Annotated in this window: 13 protein-coding genes; 11 read left to right on the top strand and 2 right to left on the bottom strand. The window is 71.6% G+C overall.

All coding sequences use genetic code 11. From position 1 onward, the window contains the following. The first annotated feature begins 22 nt into the window (after positions 1-22). The 4 genes from MTF69_RS28025 (at position 23) to MTF69_RS28010 (ending at position 4,514) form a co-directional block, all read left to right on the top strand. Positions 23-607 (top strand): TetR/AcrR family transcriptional regulator, encoded by a 585-nt coding sequence (locus MTF69_RS28025; RefSeq protein WP_243338937.1) that lies wholly within the window; start codon positions 23-25, stop codon positions 605-607. Between the two features lie 152 nt (positions 608-759). Further along, a complete protein-coding gene (locus tag MTF69_RS28020) occupies positions 760-1,935 on the top strand; it encodes an agmatine/peptidylarginine deiminase (RefSeq protein ID WP_243338936.1) in 1,176 nt (391 codons plus the stop codon). A gap of 51 nt (positions 1,936-1,986) precedes the next feature. Next, entirely contained in the window at positions 1,987-2,754 is a 768-nt protein-coding gene (locus tag MTF69_RS28015; RefSeq protein WP_243338935.1) for an urease subunit gamma, read from the top strand. Beyond that, positions 2,751-4,514, top strand: a complete 1,764-nt coding sequence (locus MTF69_RS28010) for an urease subunit alpha (protein ID WP_279346360.1) — start codon at positions 2,751-2,753, stop codon at positions 4,512-4,514. The genes MTF69_RS28015 and MTF69_RS28010 overlap by 4 nt, the downstream gene beginning before the upstream one ends. A gap of 47 nt (positions 4,515-4,561) precedes the next feature. Here the strand turns inward: MTF69_RS28010 and MTF69_RS28005 are convergent, their stop codons facing one another. Both MTF69_RS28005 and MTF69_RS28000 read right to left on the bottom strand, forming a co-directional pair. Continuing rightward, positions 4,562-5,149 carry a GNAT family N-acetyltransferase gene (locus MTF69_RS28005; protein ID WP_243338934.1) on the bottom strand — a complete coding sequence of 196 codons (588 nt, stop codon included), beginning with the start codon at positions 5,147-5,149 and terminating at the stop codon, positions 4,562-4,564. A 73-nt stretch (positions 5,150-5,222) separates the two neighbouring features. After that, positions 5,223-5,795, bottom strand: coding sequence for a TetR/AcrR family transcriptional regulator (locus tag MTF69_RS28000; RefSeq protein ID WP_243338933.1), 573 nt, complete (start codon positions 5,793-5,795; stop codon positions 5,223-5,225). 243 nt (positions 5,796-6,038) lie between these two features. Between MTF69_RS28000 and MTF69_RS27995 the strand changes: the two genes are divergently transcribed. The 7 genes from MTF69_RS27995 (at position 6,039) to MTF69_RS27965 (ending at position 13,811) form a co-directional block, all read left to right on the top strand. Beyond that, positions 6,039-7,067: an agmatine/peptidylarginine deiminase gene (locus MTF69_RS27995; RefSeq protein WP_243338932.1), complete on the top strand. Its 1,029-nt coding sequence runs from the start codon at positions 6,039-6,041 to the stop codon at positions 7,065-7,067. 114 nt (positions 7,068-7,181) lie between these two features. Continuing rightward, positions 7,182-8,906 (top strand): ABC transporter substrate-binding protein, encoded by a 1,725-nt coding sequence (locus MTF69_RS27990; protein ID WP_279346359.1) that lies wholly within the window; start codon positions 7,182-7,184, stop codon positions 8,904-8,906. Further along, positions 8,903-9,862, top strand: a complete 960-nt coding sequence (locus MTF69_RS27985) for an ABC transporter permease (protein WP_243338931.1) — start codon at positions 8,903-8,905, stop codon at positions 9,860-9,862. The genes MTF69_RS27990 and MTF69_RS27985 overlap by 4 nt, the downstream gene beginning before the upstream one ends. Continuing rightward, positions 9,859-10,713 carry an ABC transporter permease gene (locus MTF69_RS27980; RefSeq protein WP_243338930.1) on the top strand — a complete coding sequence of 285 codons (855 nt, stop codon included), beginning with the start codon at positions 9,859-9,861 and terminating at the stop codon, positions 10,711-10,713. Before MTF69_RS27985 ends, MTF69_RS27980 begins: the two co-directional genes overlap by 4 nt. Continuing rightward, positions 10,710-11,747 carry an ABC transporter ATP-binding protein gene (locus MTF69_RS27975; protein ID WP_243338929.1) on the top strand — a complete coding sequence of 346 codons (1,038 nt, stop codon included), beginning with the start codon at positions 10,710-10,712 and terminating at the stop codon, positions 11,745-11,747. Before MTF69_RS27980 ends, MTF69_RS27975 begins: the two co-directional genes overlap by 4 nt. Then, positions 11,744-12,592 carry an ABC transporter ATP-binding protein gene (locus MTF69_RS27970; RefSeq protein WP_243338928.1) on the top strand — a complete coding sequence of 283 codons (849 nt, stop codon included), beginning with the start codon at positions 11,744-11,746 and terminating at the stop codon, positions 12,590-12,592. Before MTF69_RS27975 ends, MTF69_RS27970 begins: the two co-directional genes overlap by 4 nt. 76 nt (positions 12,593-12,668) lie before the next feature. Next, positions 12,669-13,811 (top strand): agmatine/peptidylarginine deiminase, encoded by a 1,143-nt coding sequence (locus MTF69_RS27965; protein WP_243338927.1) that lies wholly within the window; start codon positions 12,669-12,671, stop codon positions 13,809-13,811. Positions 13,812-13,835: the final 24 nt, after the last annotated feature.

Genomic DNA, 13,835 nt, shown 5'->3' with positions numbered 1-13,835 from the left:
CCTCCCGGTAAGGTGTCGGACCGTGGCTGATCGTCGAACGGCAATCATGGAAGGCGCCGCGCGGGTCATCGCCCGGCGCGGCGTCCGCGGCCTGCGCGTGGAGGAGCTCGCCGCCGAGGCGGGCGTGTCCACGGCGTTGATCTACTACCACTTCAAGGACCGCGCGGGGATCCTCCGCGCCACCCTGGAGTTCATCAACGACCGCGCCGGCCGGTACACCACGGATCGGGATCCCACCGATCCGCCGCTCGATGCCCTGGGCGAGCTGGAGCAGACGCTCCTGCTGGAGTTCCAGGACGACCCCGCGGTACGGGAGAACAGCACGGCTTGGGGAGAGCTGCGTGCCAGCGCGGTGTTCGACCCCGACCTGCGCGAAGACCTCGCGGGCGCCACCCGCGTATGGATCCAGGAAGTGAGCGAGCTGCTCGGGCAGGTCCGCCCCATGGCCGCGGCCGCCGCCCTCTCCGGTGCCGCCGAGCGGCTGACCGCCCTGGTGGAGGGGCTGAGCTCGCGCTGGCTCAGCGGCAGCCTGCCCCTGGCGCACGCCCGTGAGCTGATGGTGTCCTCCATCGCCGCCGAGCTGGACCGCCTCGCCCGGACCGCCTGAGGCGCAGTCCTCGTAGGGCTCCCCCTACAGGCTCCCCGTCCCTCAGTGGGGATCACGCACGTCTCGCGCCTTGACTGAATTTTCAGTCAGTGACAGAGTTCTGGCCATGGCCGCTCCCGGCCCGCACCCCCACCTGATCCGGAGGCTCCTCGATGCCCGACTCCCCCGACGACAGCCGCTCCCTCCTCGGCCGGTTCTTCGGCTCCTCGCCCTCCCGCAGGATCGTCCTCGGGGCGGCCGGACTCGGAGCGGCCGGGGTCGCGCTCGGCACCGCGGCCGTCGCGGTCCCGGGGGCGGTCCGGGCCCCGAGCGCGGGGGTCCAGCGCTGGCGGGTGGACCTCGACGACGTTCCCCACGCCCGCACCTGGATGTCCTGGCCCTCGCGCTCGTCCATCTGGGGCGGCCGCGCGCTGACCGGGGTCCAGGAGGACATCGCGCTGATCGCGAAGACGATCGCGCGCTACGAGCCCGTCACCATGTGCGCGCCGGACGCGTACACGGCCGCCACCGCGCGCTCCTGGTGCGGCCCGGGCGTGACCGTGACCACCGCAATCGGCACCGACGACCTCTGGATGCGCGACATCGCACCGGTCTTCCGCCGGGACGGCCGCGGCGGGCTCGACGCGATCGGTCTGAACTTCAACGGCTGGGGCAACAAGCAGGCCCACTCCTACGACGCCCACGTCGCGGAGAGCATCGCCTACGAGCGCCATCTCCCCTTCAGCAAGACGGACTTCGTCGGCGAGGGCGGGTCGATCGAGACCGATGGCGACGGAACCGTGATGGCCACGGAGAGCAGCCTCGTCAACAAGAACCGCAACCGGGGCTGGAGCCGGGCCGAGGTCGAGGACGCCGTCCTGCACGCGTACGGCGCCGACAAGATGATCTGGGTGCCCGGCATCAAGGGCAAGGACATCACCGACGACCACATCGACGTGACCTCGCGCTTCATCCGCCCCGGTGTGGTCATGGTCCAGGTGCCGCCGGCGGGCCGCGACGACATCTGGGCGCGCGACGCCCGCGAGCAGTTCTCGATCCTCTCCGCGGCCACGGACGCCCGGGGCAGGCGGCTGACCGTCATCAAGGTCGACGGTCCCGACAAGGTGCGCTCGAAGAACCCCGAGTTCGTCGACTCGTACATGAACTTCCACGTGGTCAACGGGGCCGTCATCACTGCCCAGTTCGGGGACTCCGCGAAGGACGCGGCGGCGAAGCGGGCCCTGGCGGCCGCCTTCCCCGGCCGCACCGTGGTCCAGCTCAACGTCGACCGGCTGATGGACGGGGGCGGCGGCATCCACTGCTCCACGATGGCCGAACCGCGCCCGTAGACCGCCAGTACACCGGGGCGGCCCAGCCCCGCCCTTCACAGATGAGGCCGTATGCGACTGACACCCACCGAGCGGGACCGGCTGCTGATCTTCACGGCGGCGGAACTGGCCCGCGCCCGCCGCGCGCGCGGCGTGAAGCTCAACGTCCCCGAGGCCACCGCGCTGATCACCGACACGGTGTGCGAGGCGGCCCGGGACGGCCGCCGGCTGGCCGAGGCGATCGCGGCGGGCCGCCACGTACTCAGTGCCGAAGAGGTGCTGCCCGGCGTCCCCGACGTGGTCACCTCGATCCAGGTCGAGGCCGTCTTCGACGACGGTACGAGGCTCTGCGTCATCGACGACCCCTTCCGGCAGGAGGGTTCGCTCGGGGCCGACGCCCCGGGCGCCGGCCTGCCCGGGGACGGCGAGGGCTACGGGCCCACCACGCCGACGGTGCGGGTTGCCGTACGGAACACGTCGAGCGTGCCCATCAGCGTCACCTCGCACTTCCACTTCTTCGAGTCGAACCCGCGCCTCGCCTTCGACCGCGCCGCCGCCTACGGCACCCGGCTCGCCGTTCCGGCGGGCTCCTCGGTCCGCTTCGACGTCGGGGCCACCGTCGTGGTGGAGCTGCTCCCCATCGGCGGGGCGCGCGTCGCCATCGGTTTCGCCGGTCTCGTCGACGGCCCGCTGGACGCGCCCGGCGCGCGCGAGGCCGCCCTGGCCAAGGCCCGGGCCACGGGCTACCTCACCGCGTACGAGGAACAGGCCCCGCAACCCGAGCAGGACCACGACCACCAGCAGGGCCACGACCACCAGCAGGAACAGGAGCAGGCATGAGCGGCAGCGTCTTCGACTCCGCGGGCTGCCACGGCCGCCCGGGCGCCGCCCCGGCGGACAGCATCGACCCGCACGACTACATGGCCGTCCACGGCCCCCGGGCGGGTGACCGGATCCGGCTCGGCGACTCAGGGCTCATCGTCCGGGTGGAGTCCGACTCCCAGAAGCCCGGGGACGAGTTCCTGGCCGGTTTCGGCAAGACGGCCCGCGACGGACTGCACCTGAAGGCCGCCGCCGTCCGCGACACCTGCGACATCGTCATCAGCAACGCCCTGGTCATCGACGCCGTCCTCGGCATCCGCAAGACCAGCATCGGCATCCGCGAAGGGCGCATCCACGCCATAGGCCGGGCCGGCAACCCCGACACCCTCGACGGTGTCGACGTCGTGGTCGGCACGGGGACGACCATCGTCTCCGGCGAAGGCATGATCGTCACGGCCGGCGCCATCGACACCCATGTCCACCTGCTCTCCCCGCGGATCATGGAGGCTTCCCTGGCGTCCGGGGTCACCACGATCATCGGGCAGGAGTTCGGCCCGGTCTGGGCGGTCGGGGTCAACTCCCCGTGGGCGCTGAAGCACGCCTTCAACGCCTTCGACGCCTGGCCCGTCAACATCGGTTTCCTGGCCCGCGGTTCCTCCTCGGACCCGGCCCCCCTGATCGAGGCCCTCGCCGAGGGCGGCGCCTCGGGCTTCAAGGTCCACGAGGACATGGGCGCGCACACCCGCGCCCTGGACACCGCCCTGCGGGTCGCCGAGGAGCACGACGTACAAGTCGCCCTGCACACGGACGGGTTGAACGAGTGCCTGTCCGTCGAGGACACCTTGCGGGTGCTCGACGGCCGGACCATCCACGCCTTCCACATCGAGGGCTGCGGCGGCGGTCACGTCCCCAACGTCCTGAAGATGGCCGGCGTGGAGAACGTCATCGGCTCCTCGACGAACCCCACCCTGCCCTTCGGCCGGGACGCGCTGGGCGAACACTTCGGCATGATCGTCTCGGCTCACGACCTGAAGGTCGACCTGCCCGGCGACGCCGCCATGGCCCGCGACCGGATCCGCGCCGGCACGATGGGCGCCGAGGACCTCCTGCACGACCTGGGGGTCATCGGCATCACCTCTTCCGACGCGCAGGGCATGGGACGCGCGGGCGAGACCGTACGCCGCACCTTCGCCATGGCCGGGAAGATGAAGGCCGAGCTCGGCCCTCTGGACGGCGAGGGCTCCTACGGCACGGCGGAGAGCGGCGACGACAACGAGCGCGTGCTGCGCTACATGGCGAAGCTGACCATCAACCCGGCCATCGCCCACGGCCTCGCGCACGAGGTCGGCTCCATCGAGGTCGGCAAGCTCGCGGACCTGGTGATGTGGTGGCCGGAGTACTTCGGCGCCAAGCCGCAGCTGGTCCTGAAGGGCGGCTTCCCGGCGTACGGGGTCACCGGTGACCCCAACGCGTCGACCGACCGCTGCGAACCGCTGGTCCTGGGACCGCAGTTCGGCGCGTACGGGGCCACCGCGGCCGACATCTCCGTGGCGTTCGTCGCGGAAGCGGCCGTCCAGAACGGCGACATGATGCCCACCCGGCGCCGCCGGGTCGCGGTCCGCGGGACCCGGGGCATCGGGCCGAAGCACATGCTCCGCAACAGCCGTACCGGCAGCGTGGACGTCCATCCCGGCACGGGCCTGGTGTCCCTCGACGGGGAGCCGCTGGTCTCCGAGCCGGCCGACTCCATCTCGCTGGGCCGGCTCTACTTCCTCTGAGCCGGGCCCCTCGGATTCCCTCTGAGCCCGCCCCTCGGATTCCCTCTCTAGACCGCGTCCCCCGGGGCGGGCGTACGGAAGTCCAGCATGCAGAACACCTTGTCGTAGCGGCGTTCACCGACGGCGACGAAGCCGGGCAGCCGCCCGTACTCGGTGAAGCCCAGCGAGGCGTAGAGCCGCAGGGCCCGGGTGTTGTCGCCCCGCGCATCCAGCGTGAGGACCTCGATCCCGGCCCTGCGGGCGTCCTCGACGAGGGCGGCGGTCAGCGCCCGGCCGAGCCCGAGCCCGTGGGCCCCGGCGGCGACCGCGACCTTCTCCAGGTCCGCGTGCGGCCGGTGGGTCGGGCGGGCGTAGCGCTGCCAGTATCCGAGCCCGACGAGCCGGTCTCCGACGTAGGCGCCGCGCAGGGCCGCGTCCCCGGTCCGTACGGCGTCCACGACGCCGTCGAGCAGCTGCGCCACCTCGTGCGGCGCGGGCGGTTCGACCCAGCCCAGCGCGGCTCCCCCGGCCACCAGCTCGGCCAGGATCCGGTGCGCCGACGCGGCGAACCGGGCCGCCCGTTCCGGGTCGGACACCAGCTCCAGGGCGTCCACGATCACCGCTCCGGCGGCCGCGCCGCCCGTCTCCCGATCCATGATCGGAAGCCTAGACGGCCGCCGGTCCGTGACCGGAAGCCCGGACGGCCACCGGTCCATGACCCACCACGACTCAGGCGGACAGTTCCCCGTCGATCGCGTCGGCGAGGAGCCGGCGTGCGTGATCCAGGGGCAGCGAGCCGCTCAGCCACCGGACGCTGAGGCCTTCGAGGAGGGCCGTCAGGCGTTCGGCGGCGGCCGCGTGCTCGGGGGCCGTGCCGGTGGGGCGGGCCTGGGCGAGCAGGTAGGAGATCTCGTGGACCCAGCTGTGCGTGGCCTTGGCCACGTCCTCGCGCAGGTCGGGATCGAATACGGCGCTGGCTCTCAGCTCACCCCAGGCGGTGCTGTTCTCCCGCACCTCCGGGGTTTCCTGGAGTTCGAGGAGCAGGGTCCGCTTCAGCTCGTCGCGGGGGCTCTCCGGTTCGTCCGAGCCGTCCTCGCGTTCGGCCGTGTAGCGATCGGCGCGGTCGCTGATGAACTCCAGCGTGCGGCGCAGGATGCCGGCGCGGTCGGTGAAGTGGTAGTAGATCAGCGAGGTGGACACGCCCGCTTCGGCTGCTAGCTCCCCCACGCGGAGCCCGCGCACGCCGCGTCGCGCGATCACTCGCGTGGCGGCTCTGAGTATTTCCGTTCGACGGTCTGACACGAAGGGTCACTCTACCCGTCGACTCCGTCACCTGGGGCTTTTCCTGACCGTGACATCAGGAACCTGTTTCCGGCGGTAAAGCCGTGATCATGCCGATTCAGGGCCCCTTCCACAGCGCGTCCGATACGCGGTGTAACCGATTCCGCATCAGCTTGGCCAGAACCATTGACTGAATTTTCAGTTCGGTGGAGGATGCGGACACCCCTTGCGAACACTGACTGAATTTTCAAACAGGAGTGGATCATGACGACTTTCCGCATGCCGGCCGAGTGGACCGACCACGAGGGCTGCCTGATGGCGTGGCCGACCCGGCAGGAGCTGTGGGGCGACGTCTTCGACGAGGTCAAGGTCGAGTACGCCCATGTCGCCGCCGCGATCTCCGCCTTCGAGCCGGTCATCATGGTCGCGCTGCCCGGCAGCGGCGACGAGGCCCGCAGCCTGTGCGGTGAGGGCGTCGAGGTGATCGAGCTCCCGCTGGACGACTCCTGGTTCCGGGATTCCGGGCCGATCTTCGTGCTCGGGCAGGACGGCAGCCGGGCGGGCGTGGACTTCCGCTTCAACGCCTGGGGCGGCAAGCACTTCCCTTACGACACCGACGACAAGATCGCCGCGGCCCTGCTGGCGCACCTGAACGTGGACCGCGTCGACTCCCGGATGATCCTCGAAGGCGGCGCGATCACGGTCGACGGCGAGGGCACGCTGATCACGACCGAGCAGTGCCTGCTGCACCCGAACCGCAACCCGGACATGACCAAGGAGGAGATCGAGGCCGAGCTGATCGCCCGCCTCGGTGTCACCAAGGTGATCTGGCTCCCGTACGGCGGTCTGCTGGACACCGAGACCGACGGGCACGTGGACGGCGTCTGCGCCTTCGTCGCCCCCGCCACCGTCGTCGTCCAGCTCCCGAGCGACCCGGCCCACCCCGACTACGAGCGCATGCGCGTCAACCGCGCCGTCCTGGAGGGGTCCACGGACGCCGCCGGCCGCCCCTTCACGATCATCGACCTGCCGCAGAGCAACCTCGTCGAGGTCGACGGCAAGGAGACCGAGGTCGGCTACCTGAACTTCTACATCGCCAACGGCGGGGTCGTCGTCCCGATCGCCGGCACCTCCGAGGACGAGGGCGCGCTCGCCGTCATCGCGTCCGCGCTGCCCGGCCGCAAGGTCGTCGGAGTCCGCTCGCGCGTGATCGCGTACGGCGGTGGCGGCGTGCACTGCATCACCCAGCAGATCCCCGCGGCCCGGATCCCCGCGGCCGGCCGCACCGCCTGACCGGCTCGCCCCCTTCGCCGTGCCCGGGCCGGCGGCCCGCCCCGAGCCTCCCCCTCCTCGACCCGCTCGCCGCCTGCCCGTACCTCCCCGTCCCGCATGGAAGAGAGAGCACCGATGCCCAGATCCCTTCCCTGGTCCAGAGCCGCCAGGTCCTCCGGCAGCGCCTCCACCGGCCACGCCGCCGCCGGCGCCCCCGCCCCCGCTCGCGCCTCCGCCTCCGCCTCCCGCCGGTACGCGCTGCCCGTCGCCGCACTGGCCGCCCTCAGCCTGGTCACCGCCTGTTCCGGCCCGCCCAAGGGCGACGGGAAGGACGCGGCCTTCAAGCTGTCCGCCGGCACCCCCGCCGCCGCGGGTGAGCTCGACTCGTTCACCTGGGCCGTGTACGCGGAACCGCCGACGCTGGACTACATCTCGGCCTTCGACTACCCGGCGAACACGATCCTGTCGAACGTCTGCGAAAGCCTGATGCGGTGGACCCCGCAGCTCACCATGGCTCCGGGGCTGGCCGAGAAGGCCACCAACCCCAATGACCTGACCTGGGTCTACGACCTGCGCGCGGGCGTGCGCTTCCACGACGGCGGCGTGATGACCGCCGACGACGTGGTCTACAGCCTGGGCCGTCAGATGGACCCGGAGAACGGGGCCGCCTGGAACAGCAACTTCTCCAACGTCGAGGCCATCACCAAGACCGGACCGCTCCAGGTGACGGTCAAGCTGAAGCAGCCCGACTCGCAGTTCCCCCAGTACATGGCGACCGCCGCAGGCGTCGTGGCCTCCAAGGCCGGGGTGGAGAAGGCGGGCGAGGACTACGGCACCGCCGGCAGCCTGGACTGCACCGGCCCCTTCAAGCTGGGCACCTGGAACAAGGGCCAGTCGATCGAGCTCCAGCGCTTCGACGGCTACTGGGGCACCAAGGCCAAGTCCGCGAAGGCCGTCTTCACCTTCCTCACCGACCCCAACGCCCGTACGAACGCCCTGCTGACCGGCGGGGCCGACGGCGGTTACCTGATCCCCACCGAGAGCTACGACCGGCTGCGCGCGAGCGGCGCCGGCACCCTCTACTTCGGCGAGGGCCTGAGCACCGTCAACGTCAACGTGACGAGCATGAAGGGCGCGCTCGGCGACGTCCGCGTCCGCCGGGCCCTGTCCCTGGCCCTGGACCGCCGCGGCTTCGTCAAGGCGGGCCTGGGAGGCGCGGGCACCGTCACCAGCTCGCTCACCACCAAGGCGGTCTGGGCCGGCGCCCCCGCCGCCATCCGCGCGTCCGCCTTCGACACCCTGCCCTCCCCCGACCAGAACGTCGAGGCGGCCAAGCGGATGATCGAGGAGGCCGGCGCCACCGGCAAGACGCTGACCGTGGCCACCAGCTCGATCGGCCAGGACGTCTCGGTGCTGGCCACCGCGATCCAGGACGCCGGCACCAAGATCGGCCTGAAGATCCAGCTGAAGACCATCGCCCCCAACGCGTTCACCTCGCTGTTCACCGACCCCGCCGCGCGCGAGGGCATCGACATGTTCCCGGAGACGTACTACGACTCCATCACCGACCCGATGGACATGCTGAGCAACTTCCAGACCGGGGCCTACCAGAACTACGCCGGCTACAGCGACGAGTCCTACGACGCGCTGACCGACAAGGCCCGGTCCTCGTACGACCCGGCCAAGCGCTTCTCGGCCGCCGCCGAACTCCAGAAGAAGGCCTCCGACCAGGTCCTGTGGATCCCGGTCGCCGAGTGGCCGACCGCCGTCTTCCTGAACAAGCGGATCACCGGCGCCCCGACCACCATCTCCTACCTCTACTCCCCGTGGGCCGCCGGCGTCGGGGCGGCCGCGCGATGAGTTTCCTGCGCTTCGCCGTACGGCGGCTGACCGAAATGGCCGCCACCCTGCTCGGCGCCTCCTTCGTGATCTTCGGCGCGCTGTACCTGGCTCCGGGCAATCCGGCGAGCTTCCTCCTGGGCGGCCGCTCGGCCTCCCCGGAGGCACTGCAGGCGATCAACGAGCACTACCACCTGGACGACCCCTTCGCGGTGCGGTACCTGAGCTGGCTCGGCCAGGTGCTGCAAGGGGACTTCGGCCGCTCGATCACGTACCGCACCGACGTGTCGCGGCTCCTCGCGGACCGGCTGCCCAACACCCTGATGCTGATCTCGATGGCGCTCGTACTGGTCCTCGTGTTCGGGCTGCTCCTGGGCTGGATCGGCGCCGTCCGCGGCGGGGCCGCGGACTCCGCGATCCTGGTGACGACCACCGTCGCCATCGGCACCCCGTCGTTCGTCGCGGCGGTCCTGCTGCAGGGCCTGTTCGCGGTGAAGCTGGGCTGGTTCCCCACCGGCGGGGCCGGCGACGGGTTCGGGGGGATGCTCTGGCACCTGACCCTGCCCGCCGTCGCCCTGGCGCTCTACCTGATCGGCATGCTCGCCCGGGTCACCCGGGCCGCGATGCTCGAAGTCCTCGGCCAGGAGCACGTCACGGTCGCCCGCAGCCGGGGCGTCTGCGCGAGCCAGGTCATCCGGCGGCACGTCTTCCGCAACGCCCTGGGCACCGTGCTCACCACCGGCGGGCTCATCGTCTCCACCCTGCTGGTCTGCACCGTCCTGGTGGAGTCCGCATTCAGCGTGGGCGGCATCGGCCAGCTCCTCGAACTCTCCACCACCACCAAGGATTTCCCCACCGTGCAGGCCATCTCCCTCATCATGGTCGCGCTGTTCATGACGGTGAACCTCGTCGTCGACCTGCTCCATCCGCTGGTCGATCCCCGGGTCACCCTCGGCCCCGCGAAGAAGGCCTCGTGAGCTCCGTCCTGGTGCGCCGGCCGGGCCTCGCCCGGCTCCGGACCTCCCGCGCCCCCCTGTCCCTGTTCTGTACGGGCTTCGTCGCCCTCGTCGTCCTCGTCGCGCTGTTCGCCCCCTGGATCGCGCCCTACGATCCCAACGCGGTCGACCTGGCCAACGCCCTCGCGGGACCCTCCGCCGATCACCTCCTCGGCGTCGACGCCTCCGGGCGCGACACCTTCTCCCGGCTGGTGCTGGGCGCCCGTACCTCGCTCCTCGGCCCGCTCGGCGTGGTCACCTTCTCCACCGTGGCCGGCGTGGCGATCGGCACCGCCGCCGCCTGGCGGGGCGGCTGGCTCGACTCGGTGCTCTCCCGCAGCACCGAGCTGGTCTTCGCCTTCCCCGGCATGCTGCTGGCCATCCTGATCGTCTCGGTCTACGGCGAGGGCCTGCTCGCCCCCGTCATCGCCCTGGCCATCGCCTACCTGCCCTACGTCAGCCGGCTGACCCGCTCCCTCGTGCTCGCCGAGCGCGCCCGGCCGTACGTGGAGGCGTACCGCGTGCAAGGACACTCGGGGGCGCAGATCTGCCTGCGCCACGTGGTCCCCTCCGTCATGCCGGTCGTCCTCGCGCAGTCCGCGATCAACTTCGGCTACGCCCTGATCGACCTGGCCGGCCTCGCCTTCCTCGGGCTGGGCGTACCGGCCCTGACCCCCGACTGGGGCCGCATGGTCTTCGACGGCAACGCCGCCATCCAGGCGGGCTACCCACTCTCCGCGATCGTGCCGTGCGCGGCCATCGTGCTGACCGTGGTCGCCTTCAACGTCGTCGGCGAGGCCTGGGCCGACAAGGTAGCCAGGAGGTCCCGATGAAAACGCCGAGCACGCTGAACACCCTTGAGCTCGAGGGCCTGCGGCTGCACCTGCCGGGCGCCGTCCGGCCCGTCCTCGACGGCGTCGGGCTCACCGTCGGCCCCCGGGAGACCGTGGCCCTGGTCGGCGAGTCGGGCTCGGGCAAGAGCCTGACCTCGCGCAGCGTGCTGCGGCTGCTCCCCGAAGGGGCCCGTACGGAGGGCGAGGTGCGGGTGGCCGGGGACGACGTACTGACCATGACGTCCGGCCAGTTGCGGGTGCTGCGCACCAGCACGGCGGCCATGATCTTCCAGGACCCCCGGGCGGCGGTCAATCCGATGCGCCGCGTCGGCGACTTCCTCACCGAGAGCCTGCGGCTGAACGCCAAGGCGACCAAGGCGGTCGCCGAGGACCGGGCGGTGGCGATGCTGGAGGCCGTCGGCCTCACGGCGGGCGCGCTGCGCAAGTACCCCGGACAGCTGTCCGGAGGCATGCTGCAACGCGTCGTGATCGCGTCCGCGCTGATGGGCGATCCCGCCCTGATCCTCGCCGACGAACCCACCACGGCACTGGACGTCACCACGCAGGCCGAGGTGATCGGGCTCCTCGGCGATCTGCGCGAACGCTTCGGAACGGGGCTGCTGTTCGTCACCCACGACCTCGGCCTCGCCGCCGCGATCAGCGACCGGGTGTACGTGATGTACGCGGGCCGGATCGTGGAGACGGGCCCGGCCGGCGAGCTGTTCGCCCGGCCCCGGCACCCGTACACGGCCGCCCTGCTGAACTCCACCCCGCGCCTGGACTCGCCCCGCGGGCGGCTCTCCGCGATCGAGGGCCGGCCGCCGAGCCTGCGGGAGGAGCTGACCGGATGCCCCTTCGCCGCGCGCTGCGTGCTCGCGACCGAGGTGTGCACGCGCGAGGCGCCGGCCCTGCTCCCCGTCGTCGGGGAGCCGGCCCGGCTCGCCTCCTGCCACCACGGCGAGCTGATGGCCGAGCGGGAACGGGAGCAGGAGCAGGAACGGGCGGGGACGCAGCGGAAGGAACTCCACTCATGACAACCGCTACTGGCACGAGCGCCGACACCCCAACGGGCGCGCCCGGCACGGCGAAGACCGTCCTGGAGGTCCTGGGCCTGCACCGGACCTACGGGAGCGTCCGGGCCGTGGACGACGTGTCGTTCCGGCTGGCCGAGGGCGGCTCCCTGGGCATCGTCGGCGAGTCCGGCTCCGGCAAGACGACCACGGCCCGCATCGTGGTGGGTCTGGAGCACGCGGACGAGGGCCGGGTGCTGATCCACGGCCGCGACCGGGGCGAGCACGCGCGCGGCAAGGCGCGCCGCCTCGCACGGGCCCGTGAGATCCAGATGGTCTTCCAGGACCCCTTCTTGTCCCTAGACCCGCGCACCACCGTGGGCGCGGCCCTGCGGGAGACCCTCGCCCTGCACTTCCCCGGCACGGACCACGCGCACCGGATCACCGAACTGCTCGAGCAGGTCGGCCTCGGCTCCCGCGAGGCGGACGCGCTGCCCCGGCAGCTGTCGGGAGGACAGCGCCAGCGCGTCGCGATCGCCCGCGCGCTGGCGGTCGAGCCGGCCGTCCTCGTCCTCGACGAGGCGGTGGCCGCCCTGGACGTCTCGGTGCAGGCGCAGATCCTGAACCTGCTCTTCGACATCCGCGAACAGACCGGCATCGGCTACCTGTTCATCACCCATGACCTCGGCGTCGTGCGCTGCGTGACCGATGACGTGATCGTCATGCGGAGCGGCCGGATCGTCGAGTCGGGCCCGACGCAGCAGGTGCTCGCCGACCCCCAACACCCCTATACGCGCCTGCTCCTGGAATCCGTACCCCGCCCGGGGTGGGATCCCCGGAGCATCGCCGCCGCGCGCCGCGCGCTGTAGGGGGGCCGTGGGAGCGGCGGCTCCCACGGCCCGGCGGTTCGTCACACATCCGCGTACGACGAAACGGAGATCCGAGATGAACGAGCACGTCGCACGGAGACTCGACAGACGAGGGTTCCTGACGGCAGCGGGCGCCACCGCGGCCGGCGCCGCGCTGGCGGCCGTCGGCGGGCAGGCCTCCGCGGCCGTCCGTCCCTCGGCGGCGAACGCCGCCGCGGGCTTCGCCGTTCCGATCGACACCGTCCGCCACACCCGGACGTGGATGGCGTGGCCCGACAGCTCCGCCATCTGGGGCCGCGGGCTCGCGGGTGTGCAGGCGAACATCGCGCTCATCGCGAAGACCATCGCGAAGTACGAGCCGGTGGTCATGTGCGCCAACTCCGCGAGCGTGTCGAAGGCGAAGAGCGCCTGCGGTACGGCGGTCACGGTGATCGGCTCGATCCCGGTGGACGACTGCTGGATGCGCGACAGCGGCCCGGTGTTCCGTACCAACGGGGCGGGCGGTCTGGACGCGGTCGGCCTGAACTTCAACGGCTGGGGCAACCAGCAGACGCACGCCAGGGACTCCCTGGTCGCCGGCCGTGTCGCCGCCTACGCCGGAGTGCCGTTCAGCACCGCGGGGTTCACCGGCGAGGGCGGCGCGGTGGAGGCGGACGGCGCCGGCACGCTCATGGCCACCCGCAGCTCCCTCATCAACCCGGACCGCAATCCCAACAGGACCCAGGCCCAGCTGGAGGCCGCGATGTGCGCCGCCTTCGGCGCCTCGAAGGTCATCTGGTTCAAGGGTGTCCTCGGCCGGGACATCACCGACGACCACGTCGACGCCACGTCCCGGTTCCTCGCGGAGGGGGTGGGGATGGTGCAGATGCCGCTCGCGAGCGACACCGACGCCTGGTCGAACGACGCGCGCCGGCAGTACCAGATCCTGTCCACCAGCACGAACGCCCTGGGCCGCCCGATCGCGGTCACCAAGCTCCAGGGCCCCGACTACAACAGGATCCGCTCCACCAGCCCCGACTTCGTCGCCTCCTACGTCAACTACTACGTGTGCAACGGCGCCGTCATCTCCTCGCAGTTCGGCCACTCCACCGCGGACGCCGCGGCCAAGCTCACCCTCCAGCGGGCCTTCCCGGGCCGGGTCGTCGAGCAGCTCAACACCGACAGCCTCGGCGCGGGCGGCGGCATCCACTGCGTCACCCAGCAGCAGCCGGTCGCGTAACACTGTCGACGGGGGGGCCGGATC

Source organism: Streptomyces sp. AP-93, assembly GCF_022808175.1.
In the GTDB taxonomy this organism is placed as follows: domain Bacteria; phylum Actinomycetota; class Actinomycetes; order Streptomycetales; family Streptomycetaceae; genus Streptomyces.
The sequence above is the reverse complement of the archived record's forward strand: the minus strand, read 5'-3'. Positions and strand labels throughout refer to the sequence as shown.

Excerpts from the sequence above, each read along its gene's own strand:
- MTF69_RS28020 (WP_243338936.1), top strand. The coding sequence starts at position 760 with ATGCCCGACTCCCCCGACGACAGCCGCTCCCTCCTCGGCCGGTTCTTC.
- MTF69_RS28015 (WP_243338935.1), top strand. The coding sequence starts at position 1,987 with ATGCGACTGACACCCACCGAGCGGGACCGGCTGCTGATCTTCACGGCG.
- MTF69_RS28010 (WP_279346360.1), top strand. The coding sequence starts at position 2,751 with ATGAGCGGCAGCGTCTTCGACTCCGCGGGCTGCCACGGCCGCCCGGGC.
- MTF69_RS28005 (WP_243338934.1), bottom strand. The coding sequence starts at position 5,149 with ATGGATCGGGAGACGGGCGGCGCGGCCGCCGGAGCGGTGATCGTGGAC.
- MTF69_RS27995 (WP_243338932.1), top strand. The coding sequence starts at position 6,039 with ATGACGACTTTCCGCATGCCGGCCGAGTGGACCGACCACGAGGGCTGC.
- MTF69_RS27990 (WP_279346359.1), top strand. The coding sequence starts at position 7,182 with ATGCCCAGATCCCTTCCCTGGTCCAGAGCCGCCAGGTCCTCCGGCAGC.
- MTF69_RS27985 (WP_243338931.1), top strand. The coding sequence starts at position 8,903 with ATGAGTTTCCTGCGCTTCGCCGTACGGCGGCTGACCGAAATGGCCGCC.
- MTF69_RS27975 (WP_243338929.1), top strand. The coding sequence starts at position 10,710 with ATGAAAACGCCGAGCACGCTGAACACCCTTGAGCTCGAGGGCCTGCGG.
- MTF69_RS27970 (WP_243338928.1), top strand. The coding sequence starts at position 11,744 with ATGACAACCGCTACTGGCACGAGCGCCGACACCCCAACGGGCGCGCCC.
- MTF69_RS27965 (WP_243338927.1), top strand. The coding sequence starts at position 12,669 with ATGAACGAGCACGTCGCACGGAGACTCGACAGACGAGGGTTCCTGACG.